Here is a 17,562-nt window from a genome sequence, read left to right as displayed (position 1 = left end):
AGCCTGATCTGCTCCCGCATCACGGCCTCCTTTCTGCAAGCCACTTGGCGGCTTCGCTCGCCTTCGAGGCGGCGGTGAAGATGGCCTTCTTGTCGGATTTCAGAACGCGGAGCCAGTTGGCGATGTACTGGGCGTGGTCTACCCTCGTCTCCGGCGTGATCTTCAGATCGCTGCAGAGAAAAGCCGCACCAAGCTCGGCGACCAGCTCTTCCATCGCGTAGCTTTCGGAACCGAAGCGCCCCGATAGATCGCGCTTCAGCCGTGTCTTCGCTCCCGACCAGTGCACCAGTTCGTGGCAGAGCGTTGCGTAGAAGCTTTCACTCGCGCTGATCGTTTCGGTGCCGGTGAAACGCCGGCGTTCGGGCATGTGGATTTCATCGAGGGATGGAATAAAGCAGGCGCGCATCCCCTCCTCCCTGATCTGCGCACCCGTCGCACGGGCGAACTCTTCAGCGGCGATGATCGGATCGAATACCGGAGCTTCAGGAAGCTCAGCTTCTGCCTCAGGCACGTAGCCTTCAACCTGGGCCGCATTGAAGACGTGGCTGGCTTTGGCGATTAGCCGCTCGTTAGCGCCCTGATCATCGTCACCATCATCATGATCATGATCATCGCGATAAGTGATCTGCTTGTAGAAGACGACGAGCGAGGATTTCTCGCCGCGCTTCACCTGTGCGCCGCGCGCCTGCCACTGGCGGTAGGTGCCCCAGATATTCGAGGGGTAGTCGCTCGCCATCGCCGAAACCCAAAGCGAGAGAATGTTGACGCCGTTATAGGGATTGCCCGAAGCGATGTTGGCTGGGCGGAGGAAACTGCCGCCGTGTGATCTGGTCCAGGGGAGTTTGAAGTCTCCGGCGCTCTCGATGGCATCTACGATGCGGTTTGTGATCTCCTGGTGGATGTCGAATTTCTGCGTGGTCATGATTGTCTCCTCTTGTCTGCCAGGACCCGCGAGAAGCCGCGGCCTGATGGCATTCGAAGAGGCGGACGGACGGACGGCCTGCACCCCGAAGGGGCGTGCAAAGCGAAAGACGGCAAAGCCGTTGCGGGCAGGACGGATCTTCCGCCAGAAGGCCCATCAAAGAAGGACGAGGCCTTTCGCCGGGAACAGCATGTCAGGAGGGCGGATCGTTTCGCCCGCAGTGAACGACCCGAGCCATCAGATACTCAGGCCATACCGCGGACGCCCCCTATACGCTTAAACGTATATTGCCGGATTATACGGTATGGAGTATATTTCCGCTTAGGGAGGAAATGCCGTGGTCAGCGTTGTACGCATTCCAAGCCAGATGGGCGCCGCGATCAGGCGTCAGCGGAAACTGAAGGGTCTCTCGCAGACGCAGCTTAGTGAGAAGACGAATTTGCGCCAGGCGACGATTTCTGAGCTTGAGGGCGGCAAAGGCGGCATCCAGCTTAAGACGCTTACCGATGTGCTGGCGGCGCTCGACCTGGAGCTAGTCGTGCAGAGCCGTTCAAAGGCCGCCGTGGAGATCGAAGATCTGTTCTGAACGGCTGTTCCTAAGTCCGATCCGCTTTGCCTTGCCGCTTAGATGTCCATTTTGACTTGACATATTCTAAGGTATTCAAAGCATACTGGAACACACTTTGAGATCGTGTTATAATGTCAACCATGAGTGGACAAAAGGAAGACAAGCTAAAGAGCCTTATCGAGACCGTGCCCCCCGGCTTTCTCGTGGATTCACGCACGCTCACGAGCTGGACCATATCCCGCCAGCTCGCCTCCACCTATGTGCACTCAGGCTGGCTCGAGCGTCCAACACAGGGCCTATATCGCAGACCTTTCACACGCGGGCACAATCAGGACGCAGAGCGCGACTGGAAGATACCCGTGCTCTCGGCGCAATGGATCATGCACTACAGCTTCCACGTCGCGGGCACCACCGCGATGGAGCTACACGGCCACACTCACTATCTCCGCCTTTCCGGCCCCGGCAAACTTTATGTCCATGGTGAGATGCCGAACTGGCTTCCCAAATTGCCGCTCAGAGCAAAGCTCGTACATCGGCAAGGCTCGCTCTTTGGGGACAGCAGGCTGGGCGTCGAGCACACGGATTTCTCGCTCGAAGAAAAGAACTCTCAAGAGCTCGGCGAGAGCCCCTGGCTATGGCCGATACGCCAGTCCTCGCCGGAACGCGCGCTTCTGGAGACGATCGATGAAGTGCCTAGCCGCGAGAGCTTCCATCTTGTCGATGTCATGTTCCAGTCGATGGCAAATGTGCGCCCCAAACTGATGATGCAGTTGCTGCAAGACTGCCGCAGCGTCAAGACCAAGCGGCTCTTCTTCGCCTTTGCCGATCGTCACGCGCATGCCTGGCGCAAGTACCTCAATCACAACGATGTCGATCTCGGCAGCGGCGACCGCATGCTGGTGGAAGGCGGAAAGCTCCATCCCGCTTATCGGATAACGATGCCCGCAGAGTTCGTGGGCACGGGGGCAAACGATGGCGCGTGAAATCTATGAAGATCAGGTACGCCTGCTTGTACGCTGTCTCCCTTCCATCGCGAAGCAGGAAGTCTTCGCGCTAAAAGGCGGTACTGCAATCAACCTTTTCTACCGCGACATGCCGCGGCTCTCGGTCGATATCGACCTCACCTATCTCCCGATCCAAGATCGTACCACCTCGCTTGCGGCAATCGATGCAGGCTTGGAAGCGATCCTCGGCGATCTCACCAAGGTCATGCCGGATGCGCAGATTAAACGGATCGCCGGCGGCGGCGACAACGATACGCGCATCCTTGTTCGACAGAAGAATGTGGGCATCAAGATCGAAACCTCGCCCGTCTCGCGGGGCACAGTGCACAAGCCCATCCTGATGCCGGTCAGTGATGTGGTGACGGATCAGTACGGCTTCGCAGAGATGCAGGTCCTCGCATTCGAGGACCTCTTCGGCGGCAAGCTGCATGCAGCGACCGATCGCCAGCATCCGCGCGACCTCTTCGACGTTAAGCTGCTCTACGAAAACGAAGGGCTGACGACTGCGCTCTTCCGCACGTTCCTGATATACGTCGCCAGCTCGGGGCGGCCGACGCACGAACTGCTCCGCGCTGCGCCGCAGCCCCTCGATGAGCGTTTCGTTGCCGAGTTTGAAGGCATGACGGCAGAGGCTGTGACGGTTGAAGAACTGGGCGCGGTACGCTCGAGGCTGTTCAAGGATTTGCTCTCATCGCTCGATGATGCGGCAATGAAGTTTCTGCTGGGCCTGCACGATGGCGAGCCTGACTTTGACGCGATCGGACTACCGCAGGCGGCCGACCTTCCAGCCGTCAAATGGAAACTGCAGAACCTCGAAAAACTGAAGACAGGCAACCCCCAGAAGCATGCAGAACTGCGAAAGCTTATCGAAGACTTGGGGGTCTAGCGGGACGCGGCAGATCGCGCTGCTCCAGGTCGTCCCTTTCGCATTCCACAACGCGCATCGGTCATGAACGTCACGGCCGTACGCTATGCGCCGCACTCCCGAAGAGATTATTCCTCTTCGAACCCGACATCGCTGGGATTAATCTTCAAATCGCGAAGATTCGACTTTACGACGCCCACTACGTCGTCTGGATACCCAGCTGCTGCGGTCGCCTCGATTTCCAAAGTAATCTTGAGGAGCGACCCCTCCGGCCTTCCAAGTTCGAAGAGTATCTCCTTGGCTATGGCAGCCACCTGTAGGCCGGCGCGATCGGGATCCAGCGTTATTGAACCGTAGAACCGCTTGGGCTGCCGCGATGTTTTCTCGCCTGCGGAGGCTGGCGTGCCTCCCCCCGGCAGGTCTCTTCGTTCGTTTCGCTCAGTACTGCTGCCTGACTGATGTTCGGCAACTGCGGCTGGCAGCGCCGTTCGCCACACGAGCAGGCCCGTCGCAGTCGCATTTCCGAGGGAAGCGCTCCACTCGGTGACACCAGAATACTTGCCGGTGGCTTCGTCAAAACCCCTCGTAAACGCGATCGGCGACTCTATCTTACCAATGAGCTTTTCGATTGAAAGCGTGAGGGTTGCATCATCGCGAAGTCTGGAAAGATAGACGTAGGACGCGAACCAATCGAGTAGAGTGGAAACCGAAATATGAGGCGTATCATCTCGCCAAACCTTGCGAAGCTCAGCAAGCAAAGTGTCAGGCCCGAGTTCATCGATAATGATGCCGGAAGCTTTGAGCTTGTCGTACACCGCCTGAGGGACTGGGCGGCCGGGAGCCCGATTCACAATGGATGAGTGTTCGAGTACAAACCCCGCCGCAGCCCCTACCCCCTGCGACCCTTCCGCAGCTGCTGCAGGAACTATCACGTGGGACCATGTGCTGCGCACGCGCTGTGCCAGCCCCTCCGATGCCAATCGCATCCGGGAAGCTGCATCTTCGGCTTGTGTCTTCGTAAGGCCATCTGCCATGGCTTCGTCGCTTACGATCGAGCGCCACGCCAGGAATTTGCGCGCCACTTCCCGGCAAGCGTCTAGGCCGCTTTCGTCGGCAGCAACGAAAACAAGTGAGTTGCGAAAACGTCTTTGTCCAGCTCCACGGCGCTGAATGGTGTCGGAAGCGATTTTCTCAGCCGAACTGAGTTCGGTGCCTCGTGGCGCGTGACTGAAGGCCGGCGGCAACAGAATAAGAGCGACCGCGCGCGCGTCCTCGACGTCTACCGGGTTGTCTGGAGCTGCGTGTACTCGATGGAAGCCGCCTCTTTGCGACTGCTCCTTTCGCAGGACTGCGATTATTTCCTCATCGGCATCATCGATTGAAATGTCCTTCGCGCGCTCATCGGCAATACGATTGAGTGTCGGCTGCGTCGAGAACCAATAGCGGTCACCCTCCCGATACAGATAAGCAGAGCGCTCGGAGAGCTCCCGCAACGCATCGCCGAAGATCGAGATCTGATCACCGGGCTGCGCACAGGCAAGGCGCAAAGCTGGTCCCGTAAGCCCACCGCGGGCGGAACCCATATGTGGAGCAGTGGCCAAAAACACGGCTCGGGCGGCACGAGTGGCTGCTATGACGTCGCCAAATCGCTTGCGGCTGGCTTCCATCTTGGCCGGAAGCGCCATTGAGCCGTCGACCTCCGCCTGAAGGATTGGACCATAGGACTTGTCCAAGGGCTCCAGAATAGCTGTGCGGACTTTGTCTTCCGACAGCGGTAGCAGCGCAAGGGTGATCATCGGCGCTGTGCTTTGACCTCTCCACAACGCGTAGATGACATTCGCCATGATTTTCAGAATGCCGCGCGTGCGTTGGAACTTTTCGAGTGTCGACCAGTCCTCCGAGAACCTTTTCAGGACTTCAGGATGGATAGGATACGAGCGTACCATCTCCTCGCGATAGGCGGCGTCGCGCGTCTCCGGTGGGAAGTCTGCGGGATTGTCGCGGTACATTTTGCTGAAAGCTTGAACCGTCGCGTCGCGCGCCTTCTCACCGTCTTCGTCCAATGTCTGAAAGAGGCGTCTTCGAACGATTTCGAAAGTTTCCATTCCACTGGCTGGCGTCCAGGCAGACTGCACGCGCCCAAAGAGCTTCTCGAGCCGGCGAAGTGCATCGACGCCTCTTTGATCACCAACCTCCATGTCTGACTCTGGAAGCGATCCCACTACCATCGCACCAGGCACGGATGCCGCAGCCTCAGTCAGCGATTGAATGAATGCGTGGAAGGCCTCGTACTCCTCGCCGCGCAGCTGCTTGGCAAATGCTACGACCTCGTCCAGCAGAACGAGACAAGGAGCTGCCGCCTCCAAAATTCGTACGAGGCGTTCAGAGCCCGGATTAGTCCGGCTCCTTTCGGAGTCAGCGATGATGTCCACCGCGTCCCACCCGCCGAGACAATATGCGATGTAGCCCCAAGCGGTGCGAACCTCGCGGCCATCGCTCGCATGCATGACCTCGCTTGGTCCTTTGTGCGTCCCGACGAAGACAGCGCGCTTCACTTCCGGCAAAGTTCCAACACCTGCCGCATCGAAGATGGCAGACGTGCCGTTCAGTGTTTCCGGGGCATACTTTGCCGCCCGCGCTCCTGCCAAATGGTAGAGCGCGAGCATCGTGTGGGTTTTACCGCCGCCGAAATTTGTTTGCAGACCAATGACGGGGTCACCGCCCTTTTTTGCGAACCGCTCTACCGCGGATCGCAGGACTCTGCTCAGGCCCTCTGTCAGGTATGTAATCCGGAAGAATGCAAGCGGGTCAGTGTATTCTTCTGATCCTATCCCTTGATCTACGTGAGCCAAGTTTGCGGCGAACTCCGCGTCGGTAAAGCGAGCCTCTAGGACATCTGGGTGAGGCTGGGCTACTTCGCGCCAAGGGGTTAGCTTGTCGGACATCGGAGGCTCGTCAAGCTGTGTCTCCGCCTTGCCGATCTGCTTCTCGGCAGCAGGATTTGCCGACTTCTGACGCTCGTAGAGCTCATCAACAATCTTGACTTGAGGCTTTGCACCGACGGCATCCAGAAGTTCACGAATGGCGTCGAGGTAGCGCAGTGCTTCACGGTCCTGCATCAACCCGTCGAAATGCGAGGATGAGTTTCGGGCATCCAGTGCGAGTGATACGTAGCTGCGAGCTTTGCGCAGACGAACGTCGTGGCGGAATACGTCGCCGTAGTTATCCAGAATGGTTTTGAGCAGAGCGTACACATCGAGCTCGCCTCTGGCATCACCACCTGCAGCGCGGCTTGCGAACTGGCGCCAGTTGGCTCCATGCCGTTGCTTCATTTGATCGGCAACAAAAGGCGAGAGCCCGATCCTTAGCGCTTCAAGGGCCGCATCGACTGCCTGTTTTACCCCGTATGAATTGGTCATCGTTATTCCTCCTAAAAGTCGAGCACTGACTGAGCCGGTCCGCGCTCGCCTTCAAATTCCAAAGCTGCCTCCTCGAGATGTGGAAACTCCTCGGCCAGTAAATTGTAGACTTGGGCCTCTTGAGCCCAACCCTTCTTTTCGCAAATGTCATAGAGACGGTAAGCTAAAGCACGGGCGGCCCCTGCGTCCTCAGGGTTCATTGCAGCCACCACCCGCGCCGCGCTGGCCTCGCCGCCATCCTTGGCCTCGAGTATCCGTATCAAGTGCTGCGCACATTCCCAGTGGGTCAGGCGCTTGTCAGTCGTCGGGCTCCAGTTGCTTGGCAGTTCCGCACGTTTTAGCAAGCGGGCGACACCGCCCTTGGCATAGAACACACCTGCGGATTCGAGGTCTGCTAGGCCAAGGTCATATGCGTTTGCCATTCCGATCGCATCACCTGACTTGCCGTCGCCGGAACCAAAAGCTTGAAACCAGTCGATGCAGAACCGTGTCTCGGCATCGTAGTGGGAGTCTTCCTCTCCAAGAATGTCCTCACGCATTTCGTTGATGAGGGCGATGGCCGTTCGAACTTGCATTTCTGAGTCATCGGGCTCCAAGACTTTGCTAAAGCCGGTAAATATCCCCATGCCTGGCCCTAGCGCCGACTGAGCCATGTCAACAGGACCGACCCCAGCATCCCGGATCTTCTCTAACGCGGCGGGCATCTCCTGTTTTAGCCTAGAGACGAACTCGCGCCTTGTTGCTACCGCGGCGACAGGTGAACGCTTTCGACACACCAATACGATCGAAGATGCCAGCGCGTTCGCGGACTGGCCCACCATTCGGCTAGCATTCTCTGTGCGGATGGGCCAAGTGCCATCCACTATATAGCCAGAGTCGAAAACCGCCTGGAGGAAGGAAGCCCATCCGGCGGAAGTGATACCGACATCCGCGACCTCGGACTGTTTGAACGCGTAGTAGATCGTGACCGGTACATCGTCGGACGAGGAGGCACGGACATTTTGAAGTGCGCTAGACATTCCATTCATAAAGAACGCCTCGGCTTTCGCCGGAGACTCATGAAGGTGCCGTGTCGCAACCAACTCTTCCTTCTTCGGGGTGGAGCTAAGCCTGAAAAGGTCCGGCCACACGTCGTTCAATGATCGCCGCAACCAAACGTAAAAGAAGTCGGCCAAGACGGCGTAGCCAATGTTGTCGTAGTACGGGGGATCGGTAGAGAAAACTGCTTCAGGCAGGAATGAGTTATCCTGCGCCGCTTTGTTCGTAATCGTTCCCGAAAGCCCTTTCGTCTGCCACCGCAAAGTCGCTGCGAGAGACTTTTGCTGACCCTCAACGATGGTTAGAAAACTTCCGGACCTGTTGCCTAGAATATTGGCTTCGGCAAAGTCCCAGACCATAGCCATGCCCTGCCGAGCGAAGAGCTGTCTCGGACACTGTGCTATCGGTTCCCATCGGGCGAGGCTGTTGTTGAGATCGGCGGTCTTATCTATCGCAAATGCCAAGTAGGTTGCGATTGCGTCAGCGTAGGCGGAAGCGCCGACCCCGTTTTGCCGCAGCGGCTCTCCTAGCGGATAGTCTACAGAGCTTGCGTCGGCGATGACCTTTTTCCTGACTTCTCCCACCAAGTCCGAAAGCGTTACCAACGCAAATAACTGCCGGTCCGAAAAAAGGTGGCCCCAAGTAGAAAGCCCATAGGCCGAACAGACACCTCCGGTGATCATAGCGCGAGTTGGCGTCGACCCATTTAGGAACGTCGCCCGCGCTTCTGCTGCGACAGAAGACATAGTCGGATCCGCCGCGGCCGCGATGTGGTGTTCATTTGCGGGAAGGTAGGTTCGACCTTTCGGTCCCTCTGCCACTATCGCAACGAGGCGCATCCCGAGACGCTGGGCCTTCCCCTCAGCTTGAATATACGTCCTATCGATCGGCGTGCCCGTGAGGACACACACGAACGCTTGGCCCTTGCCAGCCTTTGTTCCCAGCTTCTTGATTTTCTGGTCATCGGCCGTGAGCGCCCCGCTCTTGATGTCGAAACGCCAACCCTCTGGAGCACTCGGATCACGGACGATCTCCGACCAAGCTTGCTTCCCCGCTTTTGCCGACAGAATGAAGGATGACATGAGAGGGACGTGAGCGCCCCTCGCTGCAGGATCGGGCGAAGCAACGGTCCGCGTCCAAATCCATGCGATTACCGTGGCCTCTTCACCGCCTGCCAACGGCACCTTTGGATACAGATGACCGATGCGGCGCTCGGCCTCGTCGCGCATCCATAATCCGTAGTAGCGCAAATCTGCGGCAAGCCCTTCCGCGCCTTTCCAGGCCCTATGGAGGTCCCTCACCGGATTTATCGGCGCTTCCCCGGAAAACTTCGGCGGTATCTCAACCAATGCTTTCGAGATGAGAACTGGAACAGGATTCAAATCCGATCCGAAGGCTCTCAATCCCAACCGTTGGGCTTCGAGCGGGATCGAACCCCCGCCACAAAACGGATCGTAGATCGGAGGCGCGTATTCTTGCAGGAACGCCAGGACCCCGTCAGGGTCTGATTTGGCAGGAGGTTCCCTCTCCAGACCCCAAGCGACAGACCTGGCGATTTCCCAACGGGCAGCATTTATTACGTGGGGGTTGCTGGATACCTCCCATGGCACCATTGTCTCGATAACCTTGTGAAGGCGCTCGCGCTCTTTCCTCTGATCTTCGGAAGTGGGAAACCTGTCGGGCCAGGATGATGGATCATCTACCAACTGCGCGAAGATCACGGCACGACAAGCCGCTAACGGCCGCCTCGCCCACCACAGGTGCATTGAAGAGGGGTGCCCGTGACGGACGGACTTCTCTTCGCCGCAGGCCTTATTGATGGCCTCAAGCGGGAGGGAAACTTCGATGAGTTTCTTCTTAGTTGGGTTGGTCATGCTCATAAACAATTCTATAGGTTGCAGGGTAGAGTTTGATATTGCCTCGATCTTTTAGGCTCCGAAGGTGACCTCCCGTGACCTCCAACACCGCCCCATCTTGGTCCGATAGGATGAGCGCGTAGGTGTCGGGATGGTGATCAATTAGGCCCCATATGTCGGCCTCGAGCTGAAGCGGATCACGCTCCAGGCAATGATCTTTTGGCCAATAGTATCGGATCACTTCCCCGCTTGGATTGTGGCTGGCCCAGGGGAACCGTGAATCGCGTTCTCGCGCGATCCAGCTTCCGTCAGAGTGAAAATAGCGGTCGTCGTCGTCCTTCTTGTAGCCGCGCGACTTCGCGAAGCGCTCCATTATCTCTGGGCGTTTCGGCGTAGGCGGCGCGGGTTGTCGAGATGGGGGCTTCGGTTCCGCAGGCGCCGGCTGCTGCTCCGAATCGTGTTCTTCGGCATCCTCGATATCGTCCTCATGCGCAGATGCGCCTTGGGGCTCTGTTCCCTTGGGGTCAGGCGAAGGATCGGCTGCAAGCTGGTCTTGCGAAGTCGCTTCCTCGGTGCCCAAGTCAGCTTGGGCCAACTCCGCCAATGTGAAATTTTCTTCGAGGTAGTCCCGCACCGCTTCTGGTGAACGATCGAAGCCATAGTCGAGCGCGGCCTTAACATCCGGTCGGGCGAATTGACGCCCGATCTCCTCAGGAACGCGCTTGGCTAGTTTTCCATTTGGAAGATCATCAGCGTAGAGGACGCGATCCACCCAAAGCACATCGGATCGGCGTGGGAGACCGGCCGGCACGCCGCCCAAATAGGGAATAACTTCCAGCTGTGGTGAAACCTGCCACCGGGTCTCGGCAAGCCGAGCAGCAATCGCGCGCACCCGATTTGTTTCGTCATCTGACTCAAGCTCGGCACGGGAAAGGTCCACGCCTAGCGCAGTCAGCCAATCCTTCTTCATGAGCTTTCCATCGTTCGGAGCTTGATGGAACCGCTCCGAAACATGGGCAGCCAAAGCCGGTATCTCCGAGAATGGCGTGTCGCCGGTGGTCACCATAGACAGCTTTGTCATGTCCGCAGTTTGCTGCTTCACCCATAGATGGAGGTGTGACCATGCAATGAGCGATTGCATGCTCAGTGCGTACTCAAGTGACGAGGTTGGTACCCATTCGCCAGCCAGATTTAGCCAATGACCGCATTCGTTCCAGATGTGCTGCGGATAGCGCGGCAACAAGGCGCGGACGCGCCGGAGGTCCTCAGACGCGAGCTGGCCGGGTGATAGCTTCTTAAGCCAGATCATGGCGAGCTCTGCGGTAGGACGCTGCTGGACTCCCACCCGCGTCCAAAGTGACAAGTCGGCGACTGAGGCTCTCACTACGGCGGCGCCTGGAACATCGTCCTCATCCGATTGAATGAAAGCGCTGCCCGCAGAGGACCACGTTCCATCCTCTGTCAAGATCAGACGTTCAGATTGGAATGCGTCCTTTATGAGTTGAAGATTGGCAGTTGAGGCAGTCTCCGCCATCTGATCTATGCGGCGATAGCACCGCTCCACTTCGGTGATGGGCGGCCTGTCCACCTTTGCGAACACGCGAAGCCGCGCAAGAAGGCTCGCTGGTCCAAGAGGCGTGCTGCGGACACCGAGAAGATCGAGAAGTGGCTGCATTGGTTCTCGGTCGAGCAGCCCGTAGATGAACGGCTCGATATCGATGAGACTCTCGGTCTCATGCGTGCGGCGCATAAGGTCACTGGGTTTGTGCGGAATTTGATGCGTGTCGGGTAGGCAGGCGAGCCCCCGAAGCCGCAGTACCCATGTGGGCAGGAGCTGATTAGGAACGATCGAGGCGCCTCTACCTGTCGTGGCTATTTGCTTGATGCGGGCCGATCTTGCTCCCGACCAATAGCTCTCGCCTTGAGACAGTAACTTCTCGGCAACTCGTACCCAAACCTTGGGATCGCTCGCGGCCTGCCCTTCCCAATGTGTCCAGTACACCGCGGGAAAATCCCAGTCCTCTATGGCAAAACTGCTTGTTACATAGGGATAGCTTATCGGTGCCGCGAAGCCGCGCTTTTGCGCCTCGCGTTCGATGTTTTTCCGGCCGTAGATGGATTGGCGAACCGCCTCCAGTGGAACGAACGTCAGGAGAGTGGAACTTCCCTGCGAAACCCACCTCGACCAATCTTCTCTAGAGCATGATGTGAACGACGCGGTGTAGTCTTGGTGAAGGAGAGAACTCTCCCACAAATCGTCAGGGATCAGATCCTGAAGCCATCCATCCTCGTCGACAAATATCTGTGACGACGCTTCGCGTAGCGTTCGATCGCGTGTGGCAAAATGAAACTCGTCGTCGACTGCCGCACCAAGCTTGGCTGCAATGTGAGCCAACCTTACACAGTCCGTAAGCTCGACCTGATCCAAGGCAAAAAACGACGCGGCAACGCGGCTGACAACAGCATCAGCATTGCTGGTTGCATCGAGACCTGTCTCTTCAAGCACGGCATAGGCCGCATTAACGACCTCTTGGAGAGCTTCGTCATCCCCGTCGTTGGCTAGACGGCGCTGGTCAGCAAGAAATCGAGTCCAGTTCTGGTTTAGTGCCGTAAGGTGCCCGGAAAGGAACTGCCAGTCGCCATCAGACTGGAGGAGCTTCTTTTCGCCCAGTCTGACGACCTCCGCACCGGCACAGAGGACATCCTGGCCCTGGACAGGCACGATGCGCAGGTCCTCAGCTCCGGTGAAATAGTAGCTAGTCACTTCGGGGGCGATATAGCCCCACAGCATCATCAGTTGGCGCCACGAAGCGGGCTTGGGGAGATGCCGTTGCTTCAAGATCTTGAGGATCGCCGATTTGTCGATCTCGCGAACAAGGTTCCAGCGCTTGAGCTTAGTGCGATCATCAAGCGAGACATGCGGTGAGAGCGTGAGGCGATGATCGTCGTCTAAGAACTCCGCCGCCTGCGACGCCGACCAAACGTCTATGATGGTTTGAGGAACGATGACGGCTTCATCTGCGAGAACCACGCCTCCCTCCTCCGTGAGGAGGATGGCCTCATCATCGATTGAATCAGAAAAAGTCTCTTCGACAATTGTGCCGCAAACGCCCGAAAGAGAGCTGTCCTCCCGGTCGACGTCTGGCATGAGACGGTAGGCCCCGCTGCGCTCGGCCGGTGTGATAGCGCCTTGTGCAAGCCACGCGAGCATCGTTGAGGCTGCGAGCCTTCCCGCACGCTCCAGGAGCCATCGGTTCGTATGCGAGATCGCTGGATCCTTGATGTCATTTCGATCCGGCTTAGCAATGAACGGGGCATTGCAAGCAAAGGGGAGTTGGGTCTTCACACCCGTTGGCAAGACTACAAAGAGCCTGCCTTCGACACCGAGCACCAGCTCAATTTTGCTTGCCGGGAATTCGGCCTGCTCATCCGATGAAAGCGTACGCTCTTCACGAATTTCGGCCAGAGCTTCTTCAGGGAAAGGCTCAGCTTCAGACCGGACCACCAGGACGGCGTTGTCCTCGTCGCCGTACATGGCCATCCACTCAGAGTTTGGCACGGGGCCCGGGCCTAGACTTCCCCAGTGGATCGTCCGATCGCCAATTGTGATGCGCCTTAGGTTCTTGAAGAACAGCAGTGAGATCGGGCTATCGATCCACTCAGCAAGATTGCCTTCAATCTCGCGCTGTCTGTGGACGTCGCTTATTGAGACCCGGACGCTTGTCTTCCCTTCGTTATCGGCAGCTTCCGGGATCCAGTGCGGTTCTGTGAACCTCTTGCGGGAGAACCGAACGGACAAGGTGGGTGACGACAGAAAGACGTCATCACCGAGGCTGAAGGTGCTCTTAAACCCAATGCCGCGAAACCCGATGGTGTGCAGTGAGCGCTTGCTGGAGTAGCCAAACCGGCAAAGGGAGCCGAAGTGCTCCTCGGTAAAGTCACCACCGTCATGCTCAAAAACGAACACACCATCTTGAATCCGAACGGAGGCCCCTTTGGCCTGCGCGTCGTCAGCGTTCTGTAGGAGTTCAGACAGGACATGCCGCGGACTTTGAACCTGGCGGAACAGCTGATGCCATGGGCCGGCGAGTTCGGGATCTTCCTCAAGCTGGTTCCAGCGTTTTGACGCTTTGGCTTGAACGCTATCGAAGTACAGAGGTCGAGCGGCTAGCACGGGGGACCTCCGGCGTTCAGAATCTTACCCAAATGTATGACGCGAGAGACTTCGGCAAACCCCGGCTCCGGTCCGAATAGATGAATAGGCTTCCGCACGTAGACTGGCTCACGTGCAAAGCCAGATTCAACCTGAACGACTGCCAGCACATATGAGTCCTCGGCGTTGTAGGCTGTCAGCATTTCGTTGCGGGTAATTGTGATCGTGTCCGCAGCGTCATGTCGCCCCTTCACTTCGATAAAGTGAAGTTTGCCATCGCCTACCTCACGGCTCTCGATGTCGTAGCCGCGGTTCTCTGAACAGACATCTCTCGGTTCGCGCCCCAAGGCGCGCTCGCTGGCCATCACGGCGTCCATCGCGAGCCGTTCTATCCGCTCCCGTCCTTCCGCCAAACCGTCATTCGCGCCACCAGCAGTTGAGAACTGCTGTAGCCAGCCTATTGGCACTACAAGGGCAGCCCCTTGGATTTCTGGCGGCAATGGCGAGATCGACCGCTCTCTCGCAAGCTCCGCAAGACGCTTCTCGAGCCGATCGGTCAGCAAGTCCACGTGCCTGCGAGCGTTCTGAGAGTTGAGCCGTTGTTGCTTCCCTGCTTGTTCCTCACGCTCAAGTTCCAGGGCGCGATGTTGCCAATGAAGAATTTCCCGGCGTAGGCGTTCTTTCACAGCAGCCTCGATTTTCTCGACCTCATTCAGGCGGCGAGATCGAACCTCTTCAAGGTGACGCGGCACTAACTCGGCAATCGCGTATCCACGCGCCACGTCCTCGATCGTCGCACTTGCGGTCGCTCCAGATGCCGGCACGGAAGCTGTTGCGCTCGGATTGAGTAGCCGCTCTGTAACCAAGTGGAATTCGTCCGCTGTGGCCGGGCGAAAATCCAGGTATGGGGCAGCGCCGCCATCCTGAACGTTGAAGGAGTCATCGATAAAGACGAACTGCAGTTTCTGGGATATCAACCGCGCGCGACCGTTAGGACCCGCACGGCCATCCTTAATCGAGTGTTCCAGATAAACGAGCGTCCTGCATCGAGTGCCCTGGTCGCTTTCGTCTATCAGAACCGCACCCTGAGTTAGCAGCGCCCGGTAGCGTTCAAGCGTAAGGTCCAGTACGGAATCCAGAAGCGGATGCCCCGGAGAAACGAGGGCCGCCTGATGTTTTCCCGCTATGTTGTCTTTGTCGAAACAAATGCGCTCGTATCGCGGAAGTACCGGATCGCCTCGGCCGATCTGTCGATCTCGATCTCTCAGTATCGCGGGAACACGGCTGACCTCGTAGCGCCCTGTCTCTCGCGCCCTCATCACTCCGCCGGAAAGGCCGAACGCCTCTTCAAAGAAAGAGTGAATGTATCTTGGCTGAAGCCTGCGAGCCTCGGCCCTTTCCATATCTTCTTTCAGCGCTGTAATGGTCGCAGCGTCTAGTCCCTCTTTTGTCAGTTTGTTTCGGGCAACAAGCTCCTCGATGCGTTTGCGATCGACTGCTCCATCGATAGCCTCGAACAACCGCGCCTTAACGTCTGGCCGCTCGCCGTACCGGATCGCCTCCATGAACATTTCCCGGAGGGCGCGCCCTTCAAAGAGCTCGCCGAGAACGTCATAGACTTTCCCACCCAGTGTCTCTCTCGCCGTTTCCAGCTTCTCTAGGAGGCGCGCGTAAACTTGGCCTTCTCGGGTCTCTCCGGCTATCAAGTTCCAGAGGTGGCAGACCTCAGATTGTCCGATGCGGTGGATACGGCCGAACCTCTGCTCTAGACGGTTTGGATTCCAGGGAAGGTCATAGTTGACCATCAGGTGAGCCCCGCGCTGGAGGTTTACACCTTCGCCCGCTGCGTCATTCGCCACCAAGAAACGAACGTTTGGATCATCGTTAAAGGAAGCGATTGCAGCTCGGCGTCGATCACGAGGCACACCGCCGTGGATAACTACGACGCTGTCTTCTTCCCCCGTCCGTGCGCGAATCCGAGAGCTGAGATACTCAAGGGTGTCACGCGACTCCGTGAAGATAACCAGCTTGCGTCTAACATCGTTTGTGGGATCGTATACCAGCGGATGGTCAAGGATTTGGTCCAGCTCGCGCCACTTGCTATCCTCTCCGGACCTTCGCAAAGTTCGCGCAAGCACCTCGAGTTCCTTCAGCGCGAGGATCTCCGCTTCGAGCTCGGCGATTGTCCGAGCGGCCGTTGCCTGATCGACAACCTGATCCTCGAGGCTTTCAATCTCCTCCTCTGGCGCCTCTTCGAGGTCATCTTCGTTCCAGGCAGGCAGTGGCGAGGAGGTCAGGGAAACGTCACGACCTTTCTTTAGCAGTTGTTCTTCTTCAAGGCGGGCCTCCAGGCGAGCCAACCTGCGACGCAAAGACTCGTGAATAGCCGCAGGTGATGAGGCCAGTCGCCTTTGAAGAATTTGAAGCGCGAACCCCACGGTGTTTCGCCGCTTTTCACCGCCTTCTTGAATTTGATCCGCGCGGTTCATCTCCTCGCGCACGTATCGGGTAACCCCCTCGTATAACACAGCCTCCTTCTCGGAGAGCTGATACGAGACCGTGTATGCTCGTCTTTCCGGAAACAAAGGCGTGCCGTCAAATCTACGAAGCTCTTCCTTCGTCAGGCGGCGCATCATGTCAGAAACGTCGACTTTGCGAGCGCCCTCACGATATTTGCCTTGAAAACGATCGGCATCCAACAGACCCATAAAGAGCTGAAAGTCGGCCTCTTTGCCGTTGTGAGGCGTGGCGGACATCAGCAGGAAATGCCGAGCCATCTCGCCGAGCAGCTCGCCCAGCTGATATCGCTTTGTGTACTTTGCCTCGTTCCCGAAGAAGCTGGCGGACATCCGGTGCGCCTCGTCGCAAATGATCAGATCCCACATCGGAGCGCTCTTAAGCTTCGTCTGCAGATCCTCCGATCGTGCAAGCATGTCGAGCCTTGCGATGAGACGCTGTTTCTCACCGAAGAGGTTGCCTGTGGCGGCCGCCTCAATCTGATCGCGCGTTAGGATGTCAAAGTTCATCTCAAATTTGTCGCGCAACTCGTCCTGCCATTGCTCAACGAGACTGCCCGGAGCAACGATCAGGCAACGCTCCAGATCACCTCGGATCAGTAGCTCCTTTATGAGAAGGCCTGCCATGATCGTCTTTCCGGCACCAGGATCGTCCGCGAGGAGATAGCGAAGCGGCTGACGGGGAAGCATTTCTCCGTAGACCGCCGTAAGCTGGTGAGGGAGCGCGTCGATCTGTGATGACCGCACAGCAAGAAACGGATCGAAGAGGTGAGCGAGACGAATGCGGAGCGCCTCCGAAACAAGGCGCATGAGGTGGCCGTCACCATCGAACGCGAACCTGCGCGTGGATGCTTCGGCTTCAAGAATAGCCTCTGACGATCGGAATATGATCGTCTGTTCAACCGCTCCGCCAGCCGACTTGTAGGTCACTTCGACGGCGTCTGGACCGTATGAGCGGCCGGCGATGATCTCGACAGTCTCGCCAGGAACGATGCCCTTAATGCGAACACCGGAAATGATCTCTTCTAAACGCATCATGGTATAATGACCTTGTCCCCTATCTTGGGCTCCGGAGAACCCGTTTGCGTCGACCTGAACTAGGCAGTTCCGCACAGAAAATTCTTAGCAGAGCGGTTCATGCCGGTGCTGCAAATTTCCGACCGCCGCCTGCGCCATAATCCGCTATCGGGCCACCGCGCCGATATACGCCAGCTGTTCAAC

General features: G+C 57.7%; 8 protein-coding genes. 3 read left to right on the top strand and 5 right to left on the bottom strand.

Annotated elements, in window-relative coordinates; all coding sequences use genetic code 11:
* Nucleotides 1-19: 19 nt before the first annotated feature.
* Nucleotides 20-922 carry an ArdC family protein gene (locus tag ACN0SW_RS16700; protein ID WP_417729064.1) on the bottom strand — a complete coding sequence of 301 codons (903 nt, stop codon included), beginning with the start codon at nucleotides 920-922 and terminating at the stop codon, nucleotides 20-22.
* Nucleotides 923-1,259: 337 nt separating this feature from the next.
* On the opposite strand from ACN0SW_RS16700, the gene ACN0SW_RS16695 reads away from it, so the two are divergent.
* The 3 genes from ACN0SW_RS16695 (at nucleotide 1,260) to ACN0SW_RS16685 (ending at nucleotide 3,380) form a co-directional block, all read left to right on the top strand.
* Nucleotides 1,260-1,508, top strand: coding sequence for a helix-turn-helix domain-containing protein (locus ACN0SW_RS16695; protein WP_417729063.1), 249 nt, complete (start codon nucleotides 1,260-1,262; stop codon nucleotides 1,506-1,508).
* A gap of 122 nt (nucleotides 1,509-1,630) precedes the next feature.
* A complete protein-coding gene (locus ACN0SW_RS16690) occupies nucleotides 1,631-2,473 on the top strand; it encodes a type IV toxin-antitoxin system AbiEi family antitoxin domain-containing protein (RefSeq protein WP_417729062.1) in 843 nt (280 codons plus the stop codon).
* Nucleotides 2,463-3,380, top strand: coding sequence for a nucleotidyl transferase AbiEii/AbiGii toxin family protein (locus ACN0SW_RS16685; protein WP_417729061.1), 918 nt, complete (start codon nucleotides 2,463-2,465; stop codon nucleotides 3,378-3,380). The genes ACN0SW_RS16690 and ACN0SW_RS16685 overlap by 11 nt, the downstream gene beginning before the upstream one ends.
* A gap of 107 nt (nucleotides 3,381-3,487) precedes the next feature.
* Here the strand turns inward: ACN0SW_RS16685 and ACN0SW_RS16680 are convergent, their stop codons facing one another.
* The 4 genes from ACN0SW_RS16680 to ACN0SW_RS16665 are packed head-to-tail and all read right to left on the bottom strand — an operon-like array spanning nucleotide 3,488 to nucleotide 17,379.
* Nucleotides 3,488-6,778, bottom strand: a complete 3,291-nt coding sequence (locus ACN0SW_RS16680; protein WP_417729060.1) for a DUF499 domain-containing protein — start codon at nucleotides 6,776-6,778, stop codon at nucleotides 3,488-3,490.
* Nucleotides 6,779-6,789: 11 nt separating this feature from the next.
* On the bottom strand, nucleotides 6,790-9,696 hold the full coding sequence (locus tag ACN0SW_RS16675) for a DUF1156 domain-containing protein (RefSeq protein WP_417729059.1): 2,907 nt from the start codon (nucleotides 9,694-9,696) through the stop codon (nucleotides 6,790-6,792).
* Nucleotides 9,674-13,846 carry a sacsin N-terminal ATP-binding-like domain-containing protein gene (locus ACN0SW_RS16670; protein ID WP_417729058.1) on the bottom strand — a complete coding sequence of 1,391 codons (4,173 nt, stop codon included), beginning with the start codon at nucleotides 13,844-13,846 and terminating at the stop codon, nucleotides 9,674-9,676. Before ACN0SW_RS16670 ends, ACN0SW_RS16675 begins: the two co-directional genes overlap by 23 nt.
* Nucleotides 13,840-17,379 carry a helicase-related protein gene (locus ACN0SW_RS16665; protein WP_417729057.1) on the bottom strand — a complete coding sequence of 1,180 codons (3,540 nt, stop codon included), beginning with the start codon at nucleotides 17,377-17,379 and terminating at the stop codon, nucleotides 13,840-13,842. Before ACN0SW_RS16665 ends, ACN0SW_RS16670 begins: the two co-directional genes overlap by 7 nt.
* Nucleotides 17,380-17,562 lie beyond the last annotated feature (183 nt).

The organism is Roseovarius sp., assembly GCF_048262375.1.
GTDB lineage: Bacteria > Pseudomonadota > Alphaproteobacteria > Rhodobacterales > Rhodobacteraceae > Roseovarius.
This window is presented reverse-complemented; position numbering and strand designations above follow the sequence as displayed.

What these genes read in the sequence shown, in the direction of transcription:
- ACN0SW_RS16700 (WP_417729064.1), bottom strand. Translation starts at nt 922, where the DNA reads ATGACCACGCAGAAATTCGACATCCACCAGGAGATCACAAACCGCATC.
- ACN0SW_RS16690 (WP_417729062.1), top strand. Translation starts at nt 1,631, where the DNA reads ATGAGTGGACAAAAGGAAGACAAGCTAAAGAGCCTTATCGAGACCGTG.
- ACN0SW_RS16685 (WP_417729061.1), top strand. Translation starts at nt 2,463, where the DNA reads ATGGCGCGTGAAATCTATGAAGATCAGGTACGCCTGCTTGTACGCTGT.
- ACN0SW_RS16680 (WP_417729060.1), bottom strand. Translation starts at nt 6,778, where the DNA reads ATGACCAATTCATACGGGGTAAAACAGGCAGTCGATGCGGCCCTTGAA.
- ACN0SW_RS16675 (WP_417729059.1), bottom strand. Translation starts at nt 9,696, where the DNA reads ATGAGCATGACCAACCCAACTAAGAAGAAACTCATCGAAGTTTCCCTC.
- ACN0SW_RS16665 (WP_417729057.1), bottom strand. Translation starts at nt 17,379, where the DNA reads ATGATGCGTTTAGAAGAGATCATTTCCGGTGTTCGCATTAAGGGCATC.